This window comes from Streptomyces sp. MBT65 (assembly GCF_016612545.1).
Taxonomy (GTDB): domain Bacteria; phylum Actinomycetota; class Actinomycetes; order Streptomycetales; family Streptomycetaceae; genus Streptomyces.
In genome coordinates this window covers 13,537-27,928 of record NZ_JAENRY010000074.1, presented here as the reverse complement: position 1 = coordinate 27,928, position 14,392 = coordinate 13,537, and the positions used below count along the sequence as shown (strand labels likewise).

13 protein-coding genes, 2 tRNA genes and 1 pseudogene are annotated in these 14,392 nt (G+C 68.6%); 11 read left to right on the top strand and 5 right to left on the bottom strand.

Annotation, left to right across the window (positions count from 1 at the left end; translation table 11 throughout):
• Window positions 1-452: pseudogene (locus JHN63_RS18750) on the top strand (serine/threonine protein kinase); the annotation flags it as partial.
• A gap of 6 nt (window positions 453-458) precedes the next feature.
• Here the strand turns inward: JHN63_RS18750 and JHN63_RS18745 are convergent.
• A complete protein-coding gene (locus tag JHN63_RS18745; RefSeq protein ID WP_200682226.1) occupies window positions 459-1,889 on the bottom strand; it encodes an amino acid permease in 1,431 nt (476 codons plus the stop codon).
• Window positions 1,890-2,082: 193 nt separating this feature from the next.
• Between JHN63_RS18745 and JHN63_RS18740 the strand changes: the two genes are divergently transcribed.
• Both JHN63_RS18740 and JHN63_RS53960 read left to right on the top strand, forming a co-directional pair.
• Window positions 2,083-2,568 (top strand): ribose-5-phosphate isomerase, encoded by a 486-nt coding sequence (locus JHN63_RS18740; protein WP_200682225.1) that lies wholly within the window; start codon window positions 2,083-2,085, stop codon window positions 2,566-2,568.
• A gap of 83 nt (window positions 2,569-2,651) precedes the next feature.
• A complete protein-coding gene (locus JHN63_RS53960; protein WP_200682224.1) occupies window positions 2,652-3,467 on the top strand; it encodes an Fpg/Nei family DNA glycosylase in 816 nt (271 codons plus the stop codon).
• Between the two features lie 7 nt (window positions 3,468-3,474).
• Here the strand turns inward: JHN63_RS53960 and JHN63_RS18730 are convergent, their stop codons facing one another.
• A complete protein-coding gene (locus JHN63_RS18730; RefSeq protein ID WP_200682223.1) occupies window positions 3,475-4,737 on the bottom strand; it encodes a GNAT family N-acetyltransferase in 1,263 nt (420 codons plus the stop codon).
• Between the two features lie 162 nt (window positions 4,738-4,899).
• Here JHN63_RS18730 and JHN63_RS18725 point away from each other — a divergent pair, with 162 nt between their 5' ends.
• Window positions 4,900-6,087 (top strand): PP2C family protein-serine/threonine phosphatase, encoded by a 1,188-nt coding sequence (locus tag JHN63_RS18725; protein ID WP_200682222.1) that lies wholly within the window; start codon window positions 4,900-4,902, stop codon window positions 6,085-6,087.
• Window positions 6,084-6,539 carry an HD domain-containing protein gene (locus tag JHN63_RS18720; RefSeq protein WP_200682221.1) on the top strand — a complete coding sequence of 152 codons (456 nt, stop codon included), beginning with the start codon at window positions 6,084-6,086 and terminating at the stop codon, window positions 6,537-6,539. Before JHN63_RS18725 ends, JHN63_RS18720 begins: the two co-directional genes overlap by 4 nt.
• Here the strand turns inward: JHN63_RS18720 and JHN63_RS18715 are convergent.
• A complete protein-coding gene (locus tag JHN63_RS18715) occupies window positions 6,536-7,666 on the bottom strand; it encodes an acyltransferase family protein (RefSeq protein ID WP_200682220.1) in 1,131 nt (376 codons plus the stop codon). The genes JHN63_RS18720 and JHN63_RS18715 overlap by 4 nt on opposite strands.
• A gap of 303 nt (window positions 7,667-7,969) precedes the next feature.
• Between JHN63_RS18715 and JHN63_RS18710 the strand changes: the two genes are divergently transcribed.
• Window positions 7,970-8,164, top strand: coding sequence for a hypothetical protein (locus JHN63_RS18710; protein ID WP_026178055.1), 195 nt, complete (start codon window positions 7,970-7,972; stop codon window positions 8,162-8,164).
• Between the two features lie 79 nt (window positions 8,165-8,243).
• Here JHN63_RS18710 and JHN63_RS18705 read toward each other — a convergent pair.
• Window positions 8,244-8,317 (bottom strand) — tRNA-Gly (locus JHN63_RS18705).
• Window positions 8,318-8,528: 211 nt separating this feature from the next.
• Here JHN63_RS18705 and JHN63_RS18700 point away from each other — a divergent pair.
• From JHN63_RS18700 to clpX, 5 genes are all read left to right on the top strand, one after another.
• Window positions 8,529-8,605: transfer RNA gene (locus tag JHN63_RS18700), tRNA-Pro, on the top strand.
• 229 nt (window positions 8,606-8,834) lie between these two features.
• The gene (gene tig, locus JHN63_RS18695) at window positions 8,835-10,229 is read left to right on the top strand and encodes a trigger factor (protein ID WP_200682219.1); all 1,395 of its coding nucleotides are present in this window, start codon (window positions 8,835-8,837) and stop codon (window positions 10,227-10,229) included.
• A 261-nt stretch (window positions 10,230-10,490) separates the two neighbouring features.
• A complete protein-coding gene (locus JHN63_RS18690; RefSeq protein WP_200682228.1) occupies window positions 10,491-11,096 on the top strand; it encodes an ATP-dependent Clp protease proteolytic subunit in 606 nt (201 codons plus the stop codon).
• Between the two features lie 50 nt (window positions 11,097-11,146).
• On the top strand, window positions 11,147-11,827 hold the full coding sequence (locus tag JHN63_RS18685) for an ATP-dependent Clp protease proteolytic subunit (RefSeq protein WP_307781919.1): 681 nt from the start codon (window positions 11,147-11,149) through the stop codon (window positions 11,825-11,827).
• Between the two features lie 160 nt (window positions 11,828-11,987).
• Window positions 11,988-13,274: an ATP-dependent Clp protease ATP-binding subunit ClpX gene (clpX, locus tag JHN63_RS18680; RefSeq protein WP_033285988.1), complete on the top strand. Its 1,287-nt coding sequence runs from the start codon at window positions 11,988-11,990 to the stop codon at window positions 13,272-13,274.
• A gap of 74 nt (window positions 13,275-13,348) precedes the next feature.
• Here the strand turns inward: clpX and JHN63_RS18675 are convergent, their stop codons facing one another.
• Window positions 13,349-14,344 carry a hypothetical protein gene (locus tag JHN63_RS18675; protein ID WP_200682218.1) on the bottom strand — a complete coding sequence of 332 codons (996 nt, stop codon included), beginning with the start codon at window positions 14,342-14,344 and terminating at the stop codon, window positions 13,349-13,351.
• Window positions 14,345-14,392 lie beyond the last annotated feature (48 nt).

Below are 14,392 nucleotides of genomic sequence, written 5' to 3'. Positions count from 1 at the left end.
CAGTCGAAGGAACCTCCCGCCCCCAGACCCTCCCCCCTGGCACGCACCGCGAGGCGGGCGGGTTCGCGTGGGCGACGCCCGCCGGGTGGCGGCGGGATCTGAAGACGGGGGCCGAGGTGCACTACACATCGCCGGACGGCACCCAGGAACTCGTCGGCAAGTCGTCCCTCGCCCGGGGCGAGTTGATGGAGACCTGGGAGGCCTCCGAGCGGAACGCCCGACAGGGGGCGGACTACCGCAAGATCCGGCTCGACAGGACGACGTTCCGCGGTCGGCCGGCGGTGATCTGGGAGTACACGTTCACGCTCAGGGGCACCGCCTGGTACGCCCGGCTGCTCGGCTTCGACGAGGACGGGAAGTCGTACCAGATCAACACCTGGTACCAGCCGGACGTGGAGACCCAGGCCCTGAAGACCTACGACAAGGTCAGGAACAGCTTCGTCGTGCTGTGAACGCCCTCAGCCCACAGACACCTTGTCGGTGTCGGGCTCCGGGTCGGCGGCCGTGAGCGGCTCTCCGCCCCGCATCCGCTGCTTGATCACCGAGACCGCGACCACGGCCAACGCGACCATCAGGGACAGCAGAACGGTCGTACGGCCGCTGCTCTCGCCCTCCGTGTCGGTGAGCATGTAGCCGAGGACGAACACGATCAGGGCGATCGTCGCCCAGGTCAGATACGGGAACAGCCACATCCGTACGACGAGCTTCTCCGGCGACTCGCGCTCGATGATCCGGCGCAGACGGAGCTGCGACGCGCAGATGACCAGCCACACGAACAGGGCCACCGCACCTGAGGAGTTGACGAGGAACAGGAAGACGGTGTCCGGGAAGGCGTAGTTGAAGAAGACCGCTACGAAGCCGAAGACGACCGACGCGATGATCGCCGCCATCGGCACACCGCGCGAGGTGGTGCGGGCGAACGCGGCCGGCGCGTCACCGCGGCCGCCGAGCGAGAACGCCATGCGGGAGGCCGTGTACAGACCGGAGTTGAGGCAGGACAGCACCGACGTCAGCACGATGAAGTTCATGATCTGACCGGCGTGCGCGATGCCGAGGGAGTCGAGGGCGGCGACGTACGAGCCCTGCTCCTTGATCGACGGGTCGTTCCAGGGGAGCAGACAGACGACGACGAGGATCGAGCCGAGGTAGAAGACGCCGATGCGCCAGATGATGCTGTTGGTCGACTTGGTGACCGCGCGCTGCGGGTCCTCCGACTCACCGGCGGCCAGCGTCGCGATCTCGCTGCCCATGAAGGAGAAGACGACCAGCAGGACGCCGGTCAGGATCGCGCCGGGACCGTTCGGCAGGAAGCCGCCGTGGTCGGTGAGGTTGCCGAGGCCCGCCTTGTCGGTGTGGGCGCCGGGCAGCACGCCGAAGACCGCCAGCGCGCCGACGACGATGAACGCGCCGATCGCCACGACCTTGATCCCGGCGAACCAGAACTCGAACTCGCCGTAGGAACCGACCGATACGAGGTTCGTGGCGGTCAGCACCACCATCACGATGAGCGCCCAGCCCCACTGCGGTACGGCGGGGATCCACCCTTCGAGGATCTTGGCGCCGGCGGTCGCCTCGACGGCGAGCACGACGACCCAGAAGAACCAGTACAGCCAGCCGATCGAGAAACCGGCCCAGCGGCCGAGCGCGCGGTCGGCGTGCGCGGAGAACGAGCCGGACGTGGGGTTCGCGGCCGACATTTCACCGAGCATGCGCATCACCAGCACCACGAGCGTGCCGACGAGCGCGTAGGAGAGCAGGATGCCGGGTCCCGCGGTCGCGATACCGGAACTGGAACCGACGAACAGACCGGCGCCGATGACGCCACCGATCGCGATCATCGACAGATGTCGGTTCTTGAGCCCTGCCTGGAGGCCGGAACCATCAGTCATGGGGGGAATTCCTTTGCACCGGGTTAACAAGACGGTCCAGTGAATCGGAGGCAAAGGGATTATTGAACCTTTGATTCCTGATCGTTACTTGAGGTTTTCTTGAGGTTCCTTCGGGTGGCTGTAGTGTTGCCGTCCGCTTTCCGGATCAGCCCCCCGCGCTGCTGCCCCGAAACAGGCATGTCACACTCGACCCATGCGCGTGTATCTCGGCTCCGACCATGCGGGCTTCGAACTCAAGAACCACCTCGTCGAGTGGCTCAAGGAGGCGGGTCATGAGCCCGTCGACTGCGGGCCCCACATCTTCGACGCCCAGGACGACTACCCGCCCTTCTGCCTCCGCGCCGCCGAGCGCACGGCCGCCGACCCCGACGCCCTCGGCGTCGTCATCGGCGGCTCCGGCAACGGCGAGCAGATCGCGGCGAACAAGGTGAAGGGCGTGCGGGCTGCCCTCGCCTGGAGCGAGGAGACCGCGTCGCTCGGCCGGCAGCACAACAACGCGAACGTCGTCGCGGTCGGGGCGCGGATGCACTCGCGCGAGGAGGCGACGAAGTTCGTCGAGACGTTCGTGGCCACGCCGTTCTCCGAGGACCCGCGGCATATCCGGCGGATCGAGATGCTGGTGGAGTACGAGGCGACGGGGAAGCTGCCGGAGATTCCGGCCCACCACCCGAAGCAGTAGAGAATCAGCCCCTTGGGAGCTTTTCGAGGCCCACCCGTCAACTGACCTCGGCGGGTGGGCTGGTGGGAAAGGGAGTTCGTGAGGTGCCAGAAGGGCACACGATTCACCGGCTTGCACTGGACTACGGCGCTCACTTCACAGGCCGAGCCACTCAAGTCACGAGTCCCCAGGGCAAGTTCAGCGACGCCGCCGAGCTGCTGAACGGTTCGGAACTCACCCGCACCGAAGCCCACGGCAAGCATCTCTTCCTGGGTTTCCGGGACGCCGACTGGATCCACATCCACCTCGGCCTCTTCGGCAAGGTGACCTTCGGCCCAGCCCCCGTACCCCCGCCCACCGACACCGTCCGCCTACGCCTCGCGAACGACACGTCGTACGTCGATCTCCGCGGCCCCACCACTTGCGCCCTCATCACGGACACCGAGAAGCAGGCGATACACGACCGCCTCGGCCCCGACCCGCTGCGCCCGCCGCAGGACACCGACCCGGGCGCCGCGTACCGCCGTATCTCCCGCAGCCGTACGACGATCGCCGCACTCCTCATGGACCAGAAGGTCATCGCGGGCGTCGGCAACGTCTACCGCGCCGAGGTCCTCTTCCGGCACGGCATCGACCCGTACCGCGCGGGCAAGGACCTCACCCCCGCCGAGTGGGACGCGATCTGGACCGACCTCGTCGGCCTGATGCGCGAGGGCGTCCGCACCAACCGCATCGACACCGTCCGCCCCGAACACACCCCCGAGGCGATGGGCCGCCCGCCCCGCGTCGACGACCACGGCGGCGAGGTCTACGTCTACCGCCGGGCCAACCGGCCCTGCCACATCTGCGGCGGCGAGATCCGCACCGCCGACCTCGCCGCCCGCAACCTGTTCTGGTGCCCCAACTGCCAGAAGCCGTGAGCCGGTTCTAGAAGCCGTGCGGCAGCCAGGGTGCGACCGTCGAGCCGAACGCCAGTGACGCCTCCGCCAGCGCCCCGGCCCGCAGCTCCCGCACCCGCCCGGCGCCCGCGAGCGAGACGAGGGACACCCCGCCGAGATACGCGGCCCCCAACTCCCGTACGGACAGCGCGAGATCGGCCTCCTCCTCGGTGCGCTTGCAGGAAGCCGCGCCCTTCGCGTCACTGGTGAGCCGCCAACGCCCTTCGTTCCAGGGGCAGAAGGCGTCCTCGACCTCGAACACGACGTCCACGGGCGCCTGGTACGTGCGTGCCTCCAGTGCCGCCCCGAGGTCCACCAGCCGTACGTGCAGCGAGTCCCGCTGCCGGATCGCGCACCGGCGGATGTCGGAGACGAGATGCTGCCAGGCGTCGTCGACGGGTCGGCTGTACATCGCCACCTTCCCCGTCAGGTCGATCTCACAGAGGAACCGCCACAGCGCCGCGTACGACGCCGGATCCAGCGCCTCCAGATCCCGCAGCCGTACGGTCCCCTTGGGGCCTTGCAGGTCCCACTCCGGCTTGACGAAGTACCGCGTGTAGCCGACGACTTCACCGTCCCGCTCGGCGAGCACGCACTGGAGCGGCGACGAACCCTGCCGCTCGCTCTCCGGGTCCAGGAGCGGCTCGTTCTCCCACCCGGGCCGCCGCGCGAGCATCCCCGGCCGCCCGGCCACCTGCCGCGCGTACACCGCCTCGCACCGGTCGCGTGCGGCGGCGGGGTCGGCGAACCGGAGCCGTACGTCGTCGGTGCCCGGCGGCACCGAGAGCCGGACGCGGTCGGTGTCGATCTCGGCGGCCATCGCCATCGTCGCGATGCCGTACCCGAACCGGCCGTAGATCACCGGCTCGGAGGCCGTCAGTACGGCCAGCGGCTCGCCCAGGGACCGTACGTCGTCCAGCTGCCGGCGCATCATCGAGGTGAGGATGCCGCGGCGCCGGTGCGTGGCGGCCACGCTGACCATCGTGACGCCCGCGGCGGGCACCGAGGCGCCACCGGGCACGGTGAGCCGGAAGCTGAACGCGCCCGCCGTCGCCACGCACGCGTCCCCGTCCCAGACGCCGAGGGAGCGGTCGAACTCGGTGAGCCCGCGCGTCAGCTCACGCTCCTCGGACGACTCCGGGACGGCGCCGAAGGCACTGACGAGGTTGTCGTACCAGGTGTCCCACTCGTCCTGGCGCAGTACCCGCAGCTCGGTCCGCCCGGTCGGTGTGTTCTTCGCAACTGTGCCCATGGACCATGCCTATCAGCGCATTGCGGGACGAGCCAGGGAATTTCCGCCGGGGGCCCGCACAGCGGCCTCTGGTGAAGTTCACTGTGAAGTTGAACCTCGCAGGGGGGACAAGTGGGACCTCCCGTGCCAAGCGGCTGGTCGGATGGATAGGGTCCCGAACTAATGGCAGCAGGACGAGAGCGGCGCGCGGAGGCCGACACGTTCATGGCCCGGTTGAGGAAGCTGGTTCACCGGGTCCGCACCGGCCTGCGCAGAAGTGCCGTGGACTACTTCCGCGGGGACGGCTCGGACTGGGTCGCGCTGGCCGGGCTGCTGATCACGATCCCGGTGATCGTGGCCATGACCCTCGCCAACCCGGTGTGGTGCTCGCCGAACGCGCTGGTCCTCCCGATCGTCGCGGGCGGCCTGTTGCTGCGCCCCGCGAGCCTGCTCGGGCTGTACGCGGCGGCGGCCACCGGCCTGATCGTGGAGTCGGTGAAGCTCGGCCCGTACACCGAGGGCCCGGCGCGGGTGACCCCGGGTGTGGTGCTCGTGGTGGCCGCGTGCGGTTTCTTCGGGCTGCTGATCGCGCAGTTCCGCAGCCGGGTGGGCGTGCCCTGGCGGCGCGGCGGCACCATGCTGTTCGACCTGCGTGAACGCATCCGGGTGCAGAGCAAGCTCCCGCAGCTGCCGCAGGGCTGGCACCGGGAGATGGCGCTGCGGCCGGCCGGCGGCCAGTCGTTCTCCGGCGACTTCGTGGTCGCGGCCCGGACCAACGGCGGCCGGACCATGGAGGTCGTCCTCACCGACGTCTCCGGCAAGGGCATGGACGCGGGCTCCCGCGCCCTGCTGCTGTCGGGCGCCTTCGGCGGCCTGCTCGGCTCGCTGCCCCCGCACGCGTTCCTGCCCGCCGCCAACGGCTATCTGCTCCGCCAGGACTGGGACGAGGGCTTCGCGACCTCGATCCACCTCGTCCTGGACCTCGACTCCGGCGACTACGAACTCTTCTCCGCGGGCCACCCGCCGGGCCTCCAGCTCAGCGCGGGCAGCGGCCGCTGGGAGGAGAAGGCGGCCGAGGGGCCGTTGCTGGGTGTGTACGACGGCGCGCAGTTCGACCCTGTGAAGGGGACGCTGCGGCCCGGGGACGTGTTGATGCTGTTCACAGACGGTCTGGTGGAGACCTCCGACCGCGACATCGTCGAGGGCATCGACCGCCTCACCGGCGAGGCCGACCGCTATGTCGCCGGCGGCTTCCACGGCGCCGCCTGGCATCTGATCGAGGCGGTCGCCAAGGACGTCAACGACGACCGGGCCCTGCTGCTGGTCTGCCGCGAAGGCCCCACGGCGGCCGCCCAGGCGCTGCCGCGGTGACCGCGCTCCTCACGCCGACCGAGGTCGAGACCCTCGCCCGCACCGCCCACGAGGGCCAGACCGACAAGGCGGGGCGGCCCTACGCCGAGCACCTCCAGGCCGTGGCGGAGGGCGTACGCGCGCGGGGCGGGGACCCGGACCAGATCGCGGCGGCCTGGCTGCACGACTCCGTGGAGGACGACGCACTCACCGAGCGGTGGCTGGAGGAGGCCGCGCTGTCCCGTCGTACGAAGGACATCGTGCTCGCGGTCACCAAGCGGGCCGGCGAACCCCCGGAGGCGTACGCCGGGCGCATTCTCGCGACCCCCGGCGCGCTCCTCGTGAAGGAGGCGGACCTGGCGCACAACGCGGACCCGGCCCGCCTCGCGGTCCTCGACGAGATGACCCGGAACCGGCTGACCGAGAAGTACGCACGGATGCGCGCACTTCTCGGGATCGCGGTCGACCTCTAGGCGTTGACCTTCTCGCGCACGATCGGCCGCTCCAACCGCCCGCGGTCGCGGGCGAGTTCGGCCGCGTCGCGCTTGAACGCCCACGCCATGTCCGGCTCGATCACCGAGCGGAACACCCGTCGTACGGGCGGGGTGCACAGCAGCGTGACGGCGGTGGCCGCGAGCACGGTCACCAGGGCGACGCCGTAGGGCCGGTGCAGCCAGGCGTGGTCGTACAGGCCGGCGTAACCGGCGCCCTTGATCAGGAAGCCGTGCAGCAGATAGCCGTACAGCGTGCCCGCGCCGAGCGCCGTGAACCACGTCGTGCGGCCCGGCACCCAGGAGTAGAAGCCGGCCGTCAGCAGCAGCGAGCAGCCGAACATCAGCAGCATCATCACCGGCCCGGCCCACCAGGGCGCGCCGAACTCCTGCGCGGAGTCGTGGTGGTAGACCCAGCCGGCGTTCATCCGCGGCACCGCCCAGTAGCCGACGACCAGCGCGCTCACGAACACCGGCACGGACAGGACCCGCGCCGCGCGCCGGCGCACCCACCGGAAGTGCTCGGGCTTCAGCACCAGACCGAGCACGAAGTACGGCAGGAACTGCGCCAGCCGCTGGAGGTCGAAGTCGTCGGTCATGTCCGGGGTGCAGGACGCGAGCATGGCGATGCCGAGGGCGATCGGCAGCGGACGGCGGACCAGTTTCCAGATCGGGGTGGTCAGCCGCCAGATGAACAACGCGCAGAGGAACCAGGTCAGATACAGCGGATCGAGGAGCGTGATCCGCTGGTGCGGGTCGTCGTTGGCGTAGCGGCTGAACAGCGAGTAGGCGATCTCGAAGAGGACGTACGGCAGCGCGACACCGGTGAGCAGCCGCTTCAGCCGGGCGGGGCTCATGTCGAAACTGCGGGAGAAATAGCCGGAGATGACGATGAAGGCCGGCATGTGGAAGCTGTACACCACCAGGTACAGCCCCTGAAGCACTCGGTCGCCGCCCTTGAGGGGTTCCCAGGAGTGCCCGACGGCGACCAGCAGGATCGCCAGGTACTTCGCGTTGTCGAAGAACGCGTCGCGCGGTTTGGTCAGTTCGCTCGTTTCGTTCTGTTTGCTCTGTTCGTTCTGGCCCGCGGGCGTGTCGGCGTGGAACATCTGAGGCACCCTAGCGTTGCCTGTGGAAATCACGGAAACCATCGGACGCGCGTCCGGAATCTGCTCAAGATGTCATGATTCATACCGATCAAAAGGCGCAAACCGGCACACGGGAAAGGCCTGTTCGTGTGCGGGCGCCAAGCGTGCGAACGACCTGCGAACGCGTCCCTTCCGAACCTTTGCGACCAACGATGCGTCAGCTGCCGCATAGGTGGGCCGCGTTGGTGGCACGATGGTTCTGGCGGGGTGCGCGGGGTCGCGCCCCGGGCCGGGAGAGCGGACCGACCGAGGGTGTGATCAGTTGTGGCCATTTCACTGTCTGTGGTGCTGCTGTTGGCGATCATCCTGGTGGTGTTGATCCGAGGGGGATCGATCAAGGCGGGCCCAGCCATAGTCGCGATCCTCTTCGGCTTCTTCCTCGCCTCGACCGGCATGGCACCGTCCATCAACCGGTTCCTGAACTCGATAGCGGAGACGATCAACTCGATCAGCTTCTGAGCCGTCGCTCTGGGTCGTCCCGGGAACGACTCAGGGCCAGGTGGGGAGGAAATACCCTCCGACCTGGCCCTGAGATGCCTGGAGCGGGCGACGGGAATCGAACCCGCGTAGCTAGTTTGGAAGACTAGTGCTCTACCATTGAGCTACGCCCGCACACGACGCGCCGCAGGTCAGAAGACCGCGGCACACAAGGCATCGTAGCGGGTCGGGTGCCCTCCGCGCACACCGCCTTTTCCGTGCCTCGCCCGCCCCGCGCACTCCGCTCCGCCCGACGTCCCGCCCCGCGCTCCGCCCGGCACCCCGGCGCTTGTGAAATGCGGAGGCCCCACCGTCTGCGGGCATGTACCCTACGTGTCGCACCAGACGGGGTGTGGCGCAGCTTGGTAGCGCGTCCGCTTTGGGAGCGGAAGGCCGTGGGTTCAAATCCCGCCACCCCGACCACATGCCGGACCTTCGGGGCCGGCAGCAGGACCGGTACCGGACCGGCAGCAGGATCGATACCACACGAGGACCTCGCGAGATCGCCTTTTGGGGCGTCCAGCCGCTGCGGCTACTATGCAAGCTGCGCGCCCGTGTGTCTCTCACACTTTGAAGTCCTCCGGGCGACCAGAAACCGCCGGACCTGTCTGGGTCCGCAACCCAAGAAGTCAGCCCCCAAGGAGACCGAACCGTGAAGAGCGCCGTGGAGACCCTGAACCCGACCCGGGTTCGGCTCAGCATCGAGGTGCCCTTCGAGGAGCTCAAGGACAGCCTCGACGCGGCGTACAAGAAGATCAACCAGCAGGTCACGGTGAAGGGCTTCCGGAAGGGCAAGATCCCGGCGCGCGTCATCGACCAGCGGTTCGGCCGCGGTGCGGTCCTGGAGGAGGCGGTCAACGACGCGCTCCCGAAGTTCTACACCGAGGCGGTCAACGAGGCGGAGCTCAACCCGCTCGGCCAGCCCGAGGTCGACATCACGGAGCTGAAGGACGGCGAGACGCTGAACTTCACCGCCGAGGTCGACATCCGCCCGACCATCGAGATCCCGGACTACTCGGGCATCGAGGTCGAGGTCGACGCCGTGGCCGTCAGCGAAGAGGACATCGACGAGTCCGTCGAGCAGCTCCGCGAGCGCTTCGCCTCGACCTCCCCGGTCGAGCGCGCCGCCGTCGAGGGTGACGTCGTCACCCTCGACCTGGAGGCCAAGGTCGACGGCGAGGTCCTCGAGGACGGTGTCGCTGAGGGCGTCTCCTACACCATCGGTTCCGGCGAGCTGCTCGAAGGCATCGACGAGGCCGTGACGGGCCTGGAGGCCGGTGGCGAGGCCACCTTCGCCTCCGAGCTCAAGGGCGGCTCCGCGGCCGGCCAGGAGGCCCAGGTCACCGTCAAGGTCACCCAGGTCGCCGCCCGCGAACTGCCCGCGCTGGACGACGAGTTCGCCCAGCTCGCCTCCGAGTTCGACACCCTGGAGGAGCTGCGCGCGGACAGCCGCAAGCGCCTCGAGAACATGAAGCAGTACGACCAGGCCACGCAGGCCCAGGAGCGCGTCCTGGACAAGCTGCTGGAGCTCGTCGAGGTTCCCGTCCCCGAGAAGCTGCTCGAGGACGAGATCAACACCCGTAAGCACAACCTGGAGCACCACCAGCTCGGTCAGATGGGCCTCGACCTCGAGAAGTACCTCGAGATCCAGGGCAAGACGGCCGAGGAGTTCGACGCCGAGACCAAGGACGCCGCGGTCAAGGGCATCAAGACGCAGTTCGTCCTCGACGAGCTCGTCAACAAGGAGAAGCTGAACGTCAACCAGGAGGAGCTCACCGAGCACCTCATGCGGCGTGCGGCCTCCTCCGGCATGTCCCCCGACCAGTTCGCCCAGGCGGTCGTCGAGGGTGGCCAGGTTCCGCTCCTGGTCGGCGAGGTGGCCCGCGGCAAGGCCCTGGCCGTCGTGGTCGAGGCCGCCACCGTGAAGGACACCAACGGCGAGATCGTCGACCTGGAGGACGAGGACGAGGTCGAGACGGCCACCGAGACGGTCGAGGCCGTCGAGGCCGCCGCCGAGGAGCCCTCCGAGGAGCCCACCAAGGCGTAAGCAGGCACACAGGGGCCCTGGGGACATGCTCCCCGGGGCCCCTGCCCTTACCCGGGTCTCACCGGCGGCCCTTACCCGGGGTCTCACCAGCGCCGCGCATGCGCTCACAGCGAACAGTTCCCTTTGCGGGATTCCCCGGAGGGACCCGCGCGTTAGGGTCCATGAATACGAGGGCAGGGGAGTCCCCGTTGCCCCCGGCAGTACACGTGAGACGGCCCGGCGCCGTCGTAAAGACGAGCAGGTGGATACGTGACGAATCTGATGCCTACAGCCGCCGGCGAGCCCTCTTTCGGTGGCCTCGGCGACCAGGTCTACAACCGACTGCTCGGTGAGCGGATCATCTTCCTCGGCCAGGCGGTCGACGACGACATCGCGAACAAGATCACCGCACAGCTCCTCCTCCTTGCCTCCGACCCGGACAAGGACATTTTTCTCTACATCAACAGCCCCGGTGGCTCGATCACGGCCGGCATGGCGATCTACGACACCATGCAGTACATCAAGAACGACGTGGTGACCATCGCCATGGGCATGGCGGCCTCGATGGGCCAGTTCCTGCTCAGCGCGGGCACCCCCGGCAAGCGCTTCGCGCTGCCGAACGCCGAGATCCTGATCCACCAGCCCTCGGCCGGCCTCGCCGGTTCCGCGTCGGACATCAAGATCCACGCCGAGCGGCTGCTGCACACCAAGCGGCGGATGGCGGAGCTGACCTCCTTCCACACCGGCCAGACGGTCGAGCAGGTCACCCGCGACTCGGACCGTGACCGCTGGTTCGACCCGATCGAGGCCAAGGAGTACGGCCTCATCGACGACATCATGCCCACGGCCGCCGGAATGCCGGGCGGCGGCGGCACCGGGGCAGCCTGAGGCCCCAGGACAGCCCCCAGCCGACCGCCACAGCCCCCAGGAGAGAGACAGTGAACGACTTCCCCGGCAACGGCCTGTACGAGCACGCACGCGCCGAATACACGGCTCCCGCCGCCGAATCCCGCTATGTGATCCCGCGGTTCGTGGAGCGCACCTCGCAGGGCGTGCGTGAGTACGACCCGTACGCGAAGCTCTTCGAGGAGCGCGTGATCTTCCTCGGTGTCCAGATCGACGACGCGTCGGCCAACGACGTCATGGCGCAGCTGCTGTGCCTGGAGTCGATGGACCCGGACCGCGACATCTCGATCTACATCAACAGCCCCGGTGGCTCCTTCACCGCGCTGACCGCGATCTACGACACGATGCAGTTCGTGAAGCCGGACGTCCAGACGGTCTGCATGGGCCAGGCCGCGTCCGCCGCCGCCGTCCTGCTGGCCGCCGGCACGCCGGGCAAGCGCATGGCGCTGCCGAACGCGCGCGTGCTGATCCACCAGCCCTACAGCGAGACGGGCCGGGGCCAGGTCTCCGACCTGGAGATCGCGGCCAACGAGATCCTCCGCATGCGTGGCCAGCTGGAAGACATGCTGGCCAAGCACTCGACGACCCCGCTGGAGAAGATCCGCGAGGACATCGAGCGCGACAAGATCCTCACGGCCGAGGACGCCCTGGCGTACGGCCTGATCGACCAGATCATCTCCACCCGGAAGATGAACAACGCCGACGTCCGCTGACCCGGACCTGTATCGTCCACCACCCCTCGGCACGGTCCACGTGGAAGTGAACCGTGCCAAGGGGGGCCCGAACGGGGGGCCCGGCAAGGTACCGTCGGACATAAGGCAGCACCAGGAGCCGCTGGACCCAGGCGGCTCCCAGGCGAAGGGGAAGCACACCGTGGCACGCATCGGTGACGGCGGCGATCTGCTCAAGTGCTCGTTCTGCGGCAAGAGCCAGAAGCAGGTCAAGAAGCTCATCGCAGGGCCCGGTGTGTACATCTGCGACGAGTGCATCGACCTCTGCAACGAGATCATCGAGGAAGAACTCGCGGAGACGAGCGAGGTGCGCTGGGAGGAACTCCCCAAGCCCCGCGAGATCTACGAGTTCCTGGAGGGCTACGTCGTCGGCCAGGAGTCGGCGAAGAAGGCCCTCTCGGTCGCGGTGTACAACCACTACAAGCGCGTCCAGGCCGGTGAGAACGGCGGCGGCCAGAGCCGCGAGGACGCCATCGAGCTGGCGAAGTCCAACATCCTCCTGCTCGGCCCCACGGGCTCGGGCAAGACCCTCCTCGCCCAGACCCTGGCCCGCATGTTGAACGTGCCGTTCGCGATCGCCGACGCGACCGCGCTCACGGAGGCGGGCTATGTCGGCGAGGACGTCGAGAACATCCTGCTGAAGCTCATCCAGGCCGCCGACTACGACGTCAAGAAGGCCGAGACGGGCATCATCTACATCGACGAGATCGACAAGGTCGCCCGCAAGAGCGAGAACCCGTCGATCACCCGTGACGTCTCCGGCGAGGGCGTCCAGCAGGCCCTGCTGAAGATCCTGGAGGGCACGACGGCCTCGGTCCCGCCGCAGGGCGGCCGTAAGCACCCGCACCAGGAGTTCATCCAGATCGACACGACGAACGTCCTGTTCATCGTGGGCGGGGCCTTCTCGGGCCTGGAGAAGCTCATCGAGTCCAGGGCCGGCGCCAAGGGCATCGGCTTCGGGGCGACGATCCGCTCCAAGCGGGAGTTGCAGGCCAAGGACCAGTTCGAGGACGTCATGCCCGAGGACCTGGTCAAGTTCGGCATGATCCCCGAGTTCATCGGCCGGCTGCCCGTCATCACCTCGGTCCACAACCTGGACCGCGAGGCCCTGCTCCAGATCCTCATCGAGCCGCGCAACGCACTCGTCAAGCAGTACGAGCGCCTCTTCGAACTCGACGGCGTGGAGCTGGACTTCGAGCGCGAGGCCCTCGAAGCCATCGCCGACCAGGCCATCCTCCGCCAGACCGGCGCCCGCGGCCTGCGCGCCATCATGGAGGAAGTCCTCCAGGGCGTCATGTACGAGGTCCCGTCCCGCAAGGACGTGGCCCGGGTCGTCATCACCGCGGACGTCGTCCTCTCGAACGTCAACCCGACCCTGATCCCGCGCGACGCGCGGGGCCGCGGCCCGGGCGAGCAGAAGACGGCGTAACGGCTTCATCTACGACACGAAGGGCGCCCGGTCGGTCAACTGACCGGGCGCCCTTCGTAGTTCACTGGGGGCGGCTAGCGCGTCACCCGAACTTCCTTGCGCAGCTTGGTGGTCATGCTGACGGCGGTGTCCTTCGACACATCGCCCGTGTTGTCACCGGGGGAGACCATCGCGATGGTGCTGTAGTCGGCCCAGGCGCAGAACCAGTCGGTCTGCGTCTTCTTGGTCAACTGGTTGGTCGCCTTGGCCGCCTGGCACTTCATCACCGCGCCGTCGACGTCGACCGACTCGGGCTCGCCGACCAGCTCGCTCTTGCCCGTCGCGCTGCTGCCGGCGGAGTTGCTCTCCTTGACGTCCTTCTGGATGTCCGCGAAGAACGCGTCCAGCGCCGCCTTGGGGTCGGCGATCTTGCCGTAGGCGCCGATGACCGAGATGCCCTTGGCCGTGAGGAGTTCGGTCTGGCCCGGCGCCGTGGAGGGATCGTCCGGGTCGTACCCGCTCAGGTCGGCCGTCGTGTAGGCGCCGAAGACCGCGGTGCCGTTCTTGACGCCGCTCTTCTCCAGGTCCTTCACGGTCGACGAACCGTTGTCGCTGGTGTCGCCGTCCTTGGTGGCCCGGTTGTAGTCGCCGAGCACCTTCGCCGGCGTCGTCAGCTTGTGCGGGCCGTCGTCGGCGAGGCCGGAGGACCCGGTGTAGCCGAGCACGAAGTACACGCCCACGCCGACGGCGGCCACGACCGCCACCGCGCCGATGATGAGCCCGGTCTTCTTCTTCCCGCCGGGCGGCGGCTGCGGAACACCGAACGGGGGCTGCCCGTAAGGCGGTTGGCCGTACGGCGCCTGCTGACCGTACGGCGGCTGCGGCTGGCCGTAGGGCCCCTGCGGGGGCGGGGGCTGCTGCGGGTAGCCGTAACCGGGCTGGGCGGGAGGAGCCTGCTGGGGGTAGCCGTAGCCGGGCTGGGGGACGCCCTGCGGCGCCTGCTGGGGCGGCTGGCCGTAGGGACCCGGCTGACCGTACGGACCGGGCTGCTGGGGCTGCCCGTCGTACGGGCCCGGCTGGTTGTAGCTCATTTCTGGGTTCCCCTCCAGATACTTATGTGATCCCGACATCCTGGCCCA

Bases quoted from the DNA above. Each gene is read 5' to 3' on its own strand.
- JHN63_RS18745 (WP_200682226.1), bottom strand. From the start codon at position 1,889: ATGACTGATGGTTCCGGCCTCCAGGCAGGGCTCAAGAACCGACATCTG.
- JHN63_RS18740 (WP_200682225.1), top strand. From the start codon at position 2,083: ATGCGCGTGTATCTCGGCTCCGACCATGCGGGCTTCGAACTCAAGAAC.
- JHN63_RS18730 (WP_200682223.1), bottom strand. From the start codon at position 4,737: ATGGGCACAGTTGCGAAGAACACACCGACCGGGCGGACCGAGCTGCGG.
- JHN63_RS18725 (WP_200682222.1), top strand. From the start codon at position 4,900: ATGGCAGCAGGACGAGAGCGGCGCGCGGAGGCCGACACGTTCATGGCC.
- JHN63_RS18715 (WP_200682220.1), bottom strand. From the start codon at position 7,666: ATGTTCCACGCCGACACGCCCGCGGGCCAGAACGAACAGAGCAAACAG.
- JHN63_RS18690 (WP_200682228.1), top strand. From the start codon at position 10,491: ATGCCTACAGCCGCCGGCGAGCCCTCTTTCGGTGGCCTCGGCGACCAG.
- JHN63_RS18675 (WP_200682218.1), bottom strand. From the start codon at position 14,344: ATGAGCTACAACCAGCCGGGCCCGTACGACGGGCAGCCCCAGCAGCCC.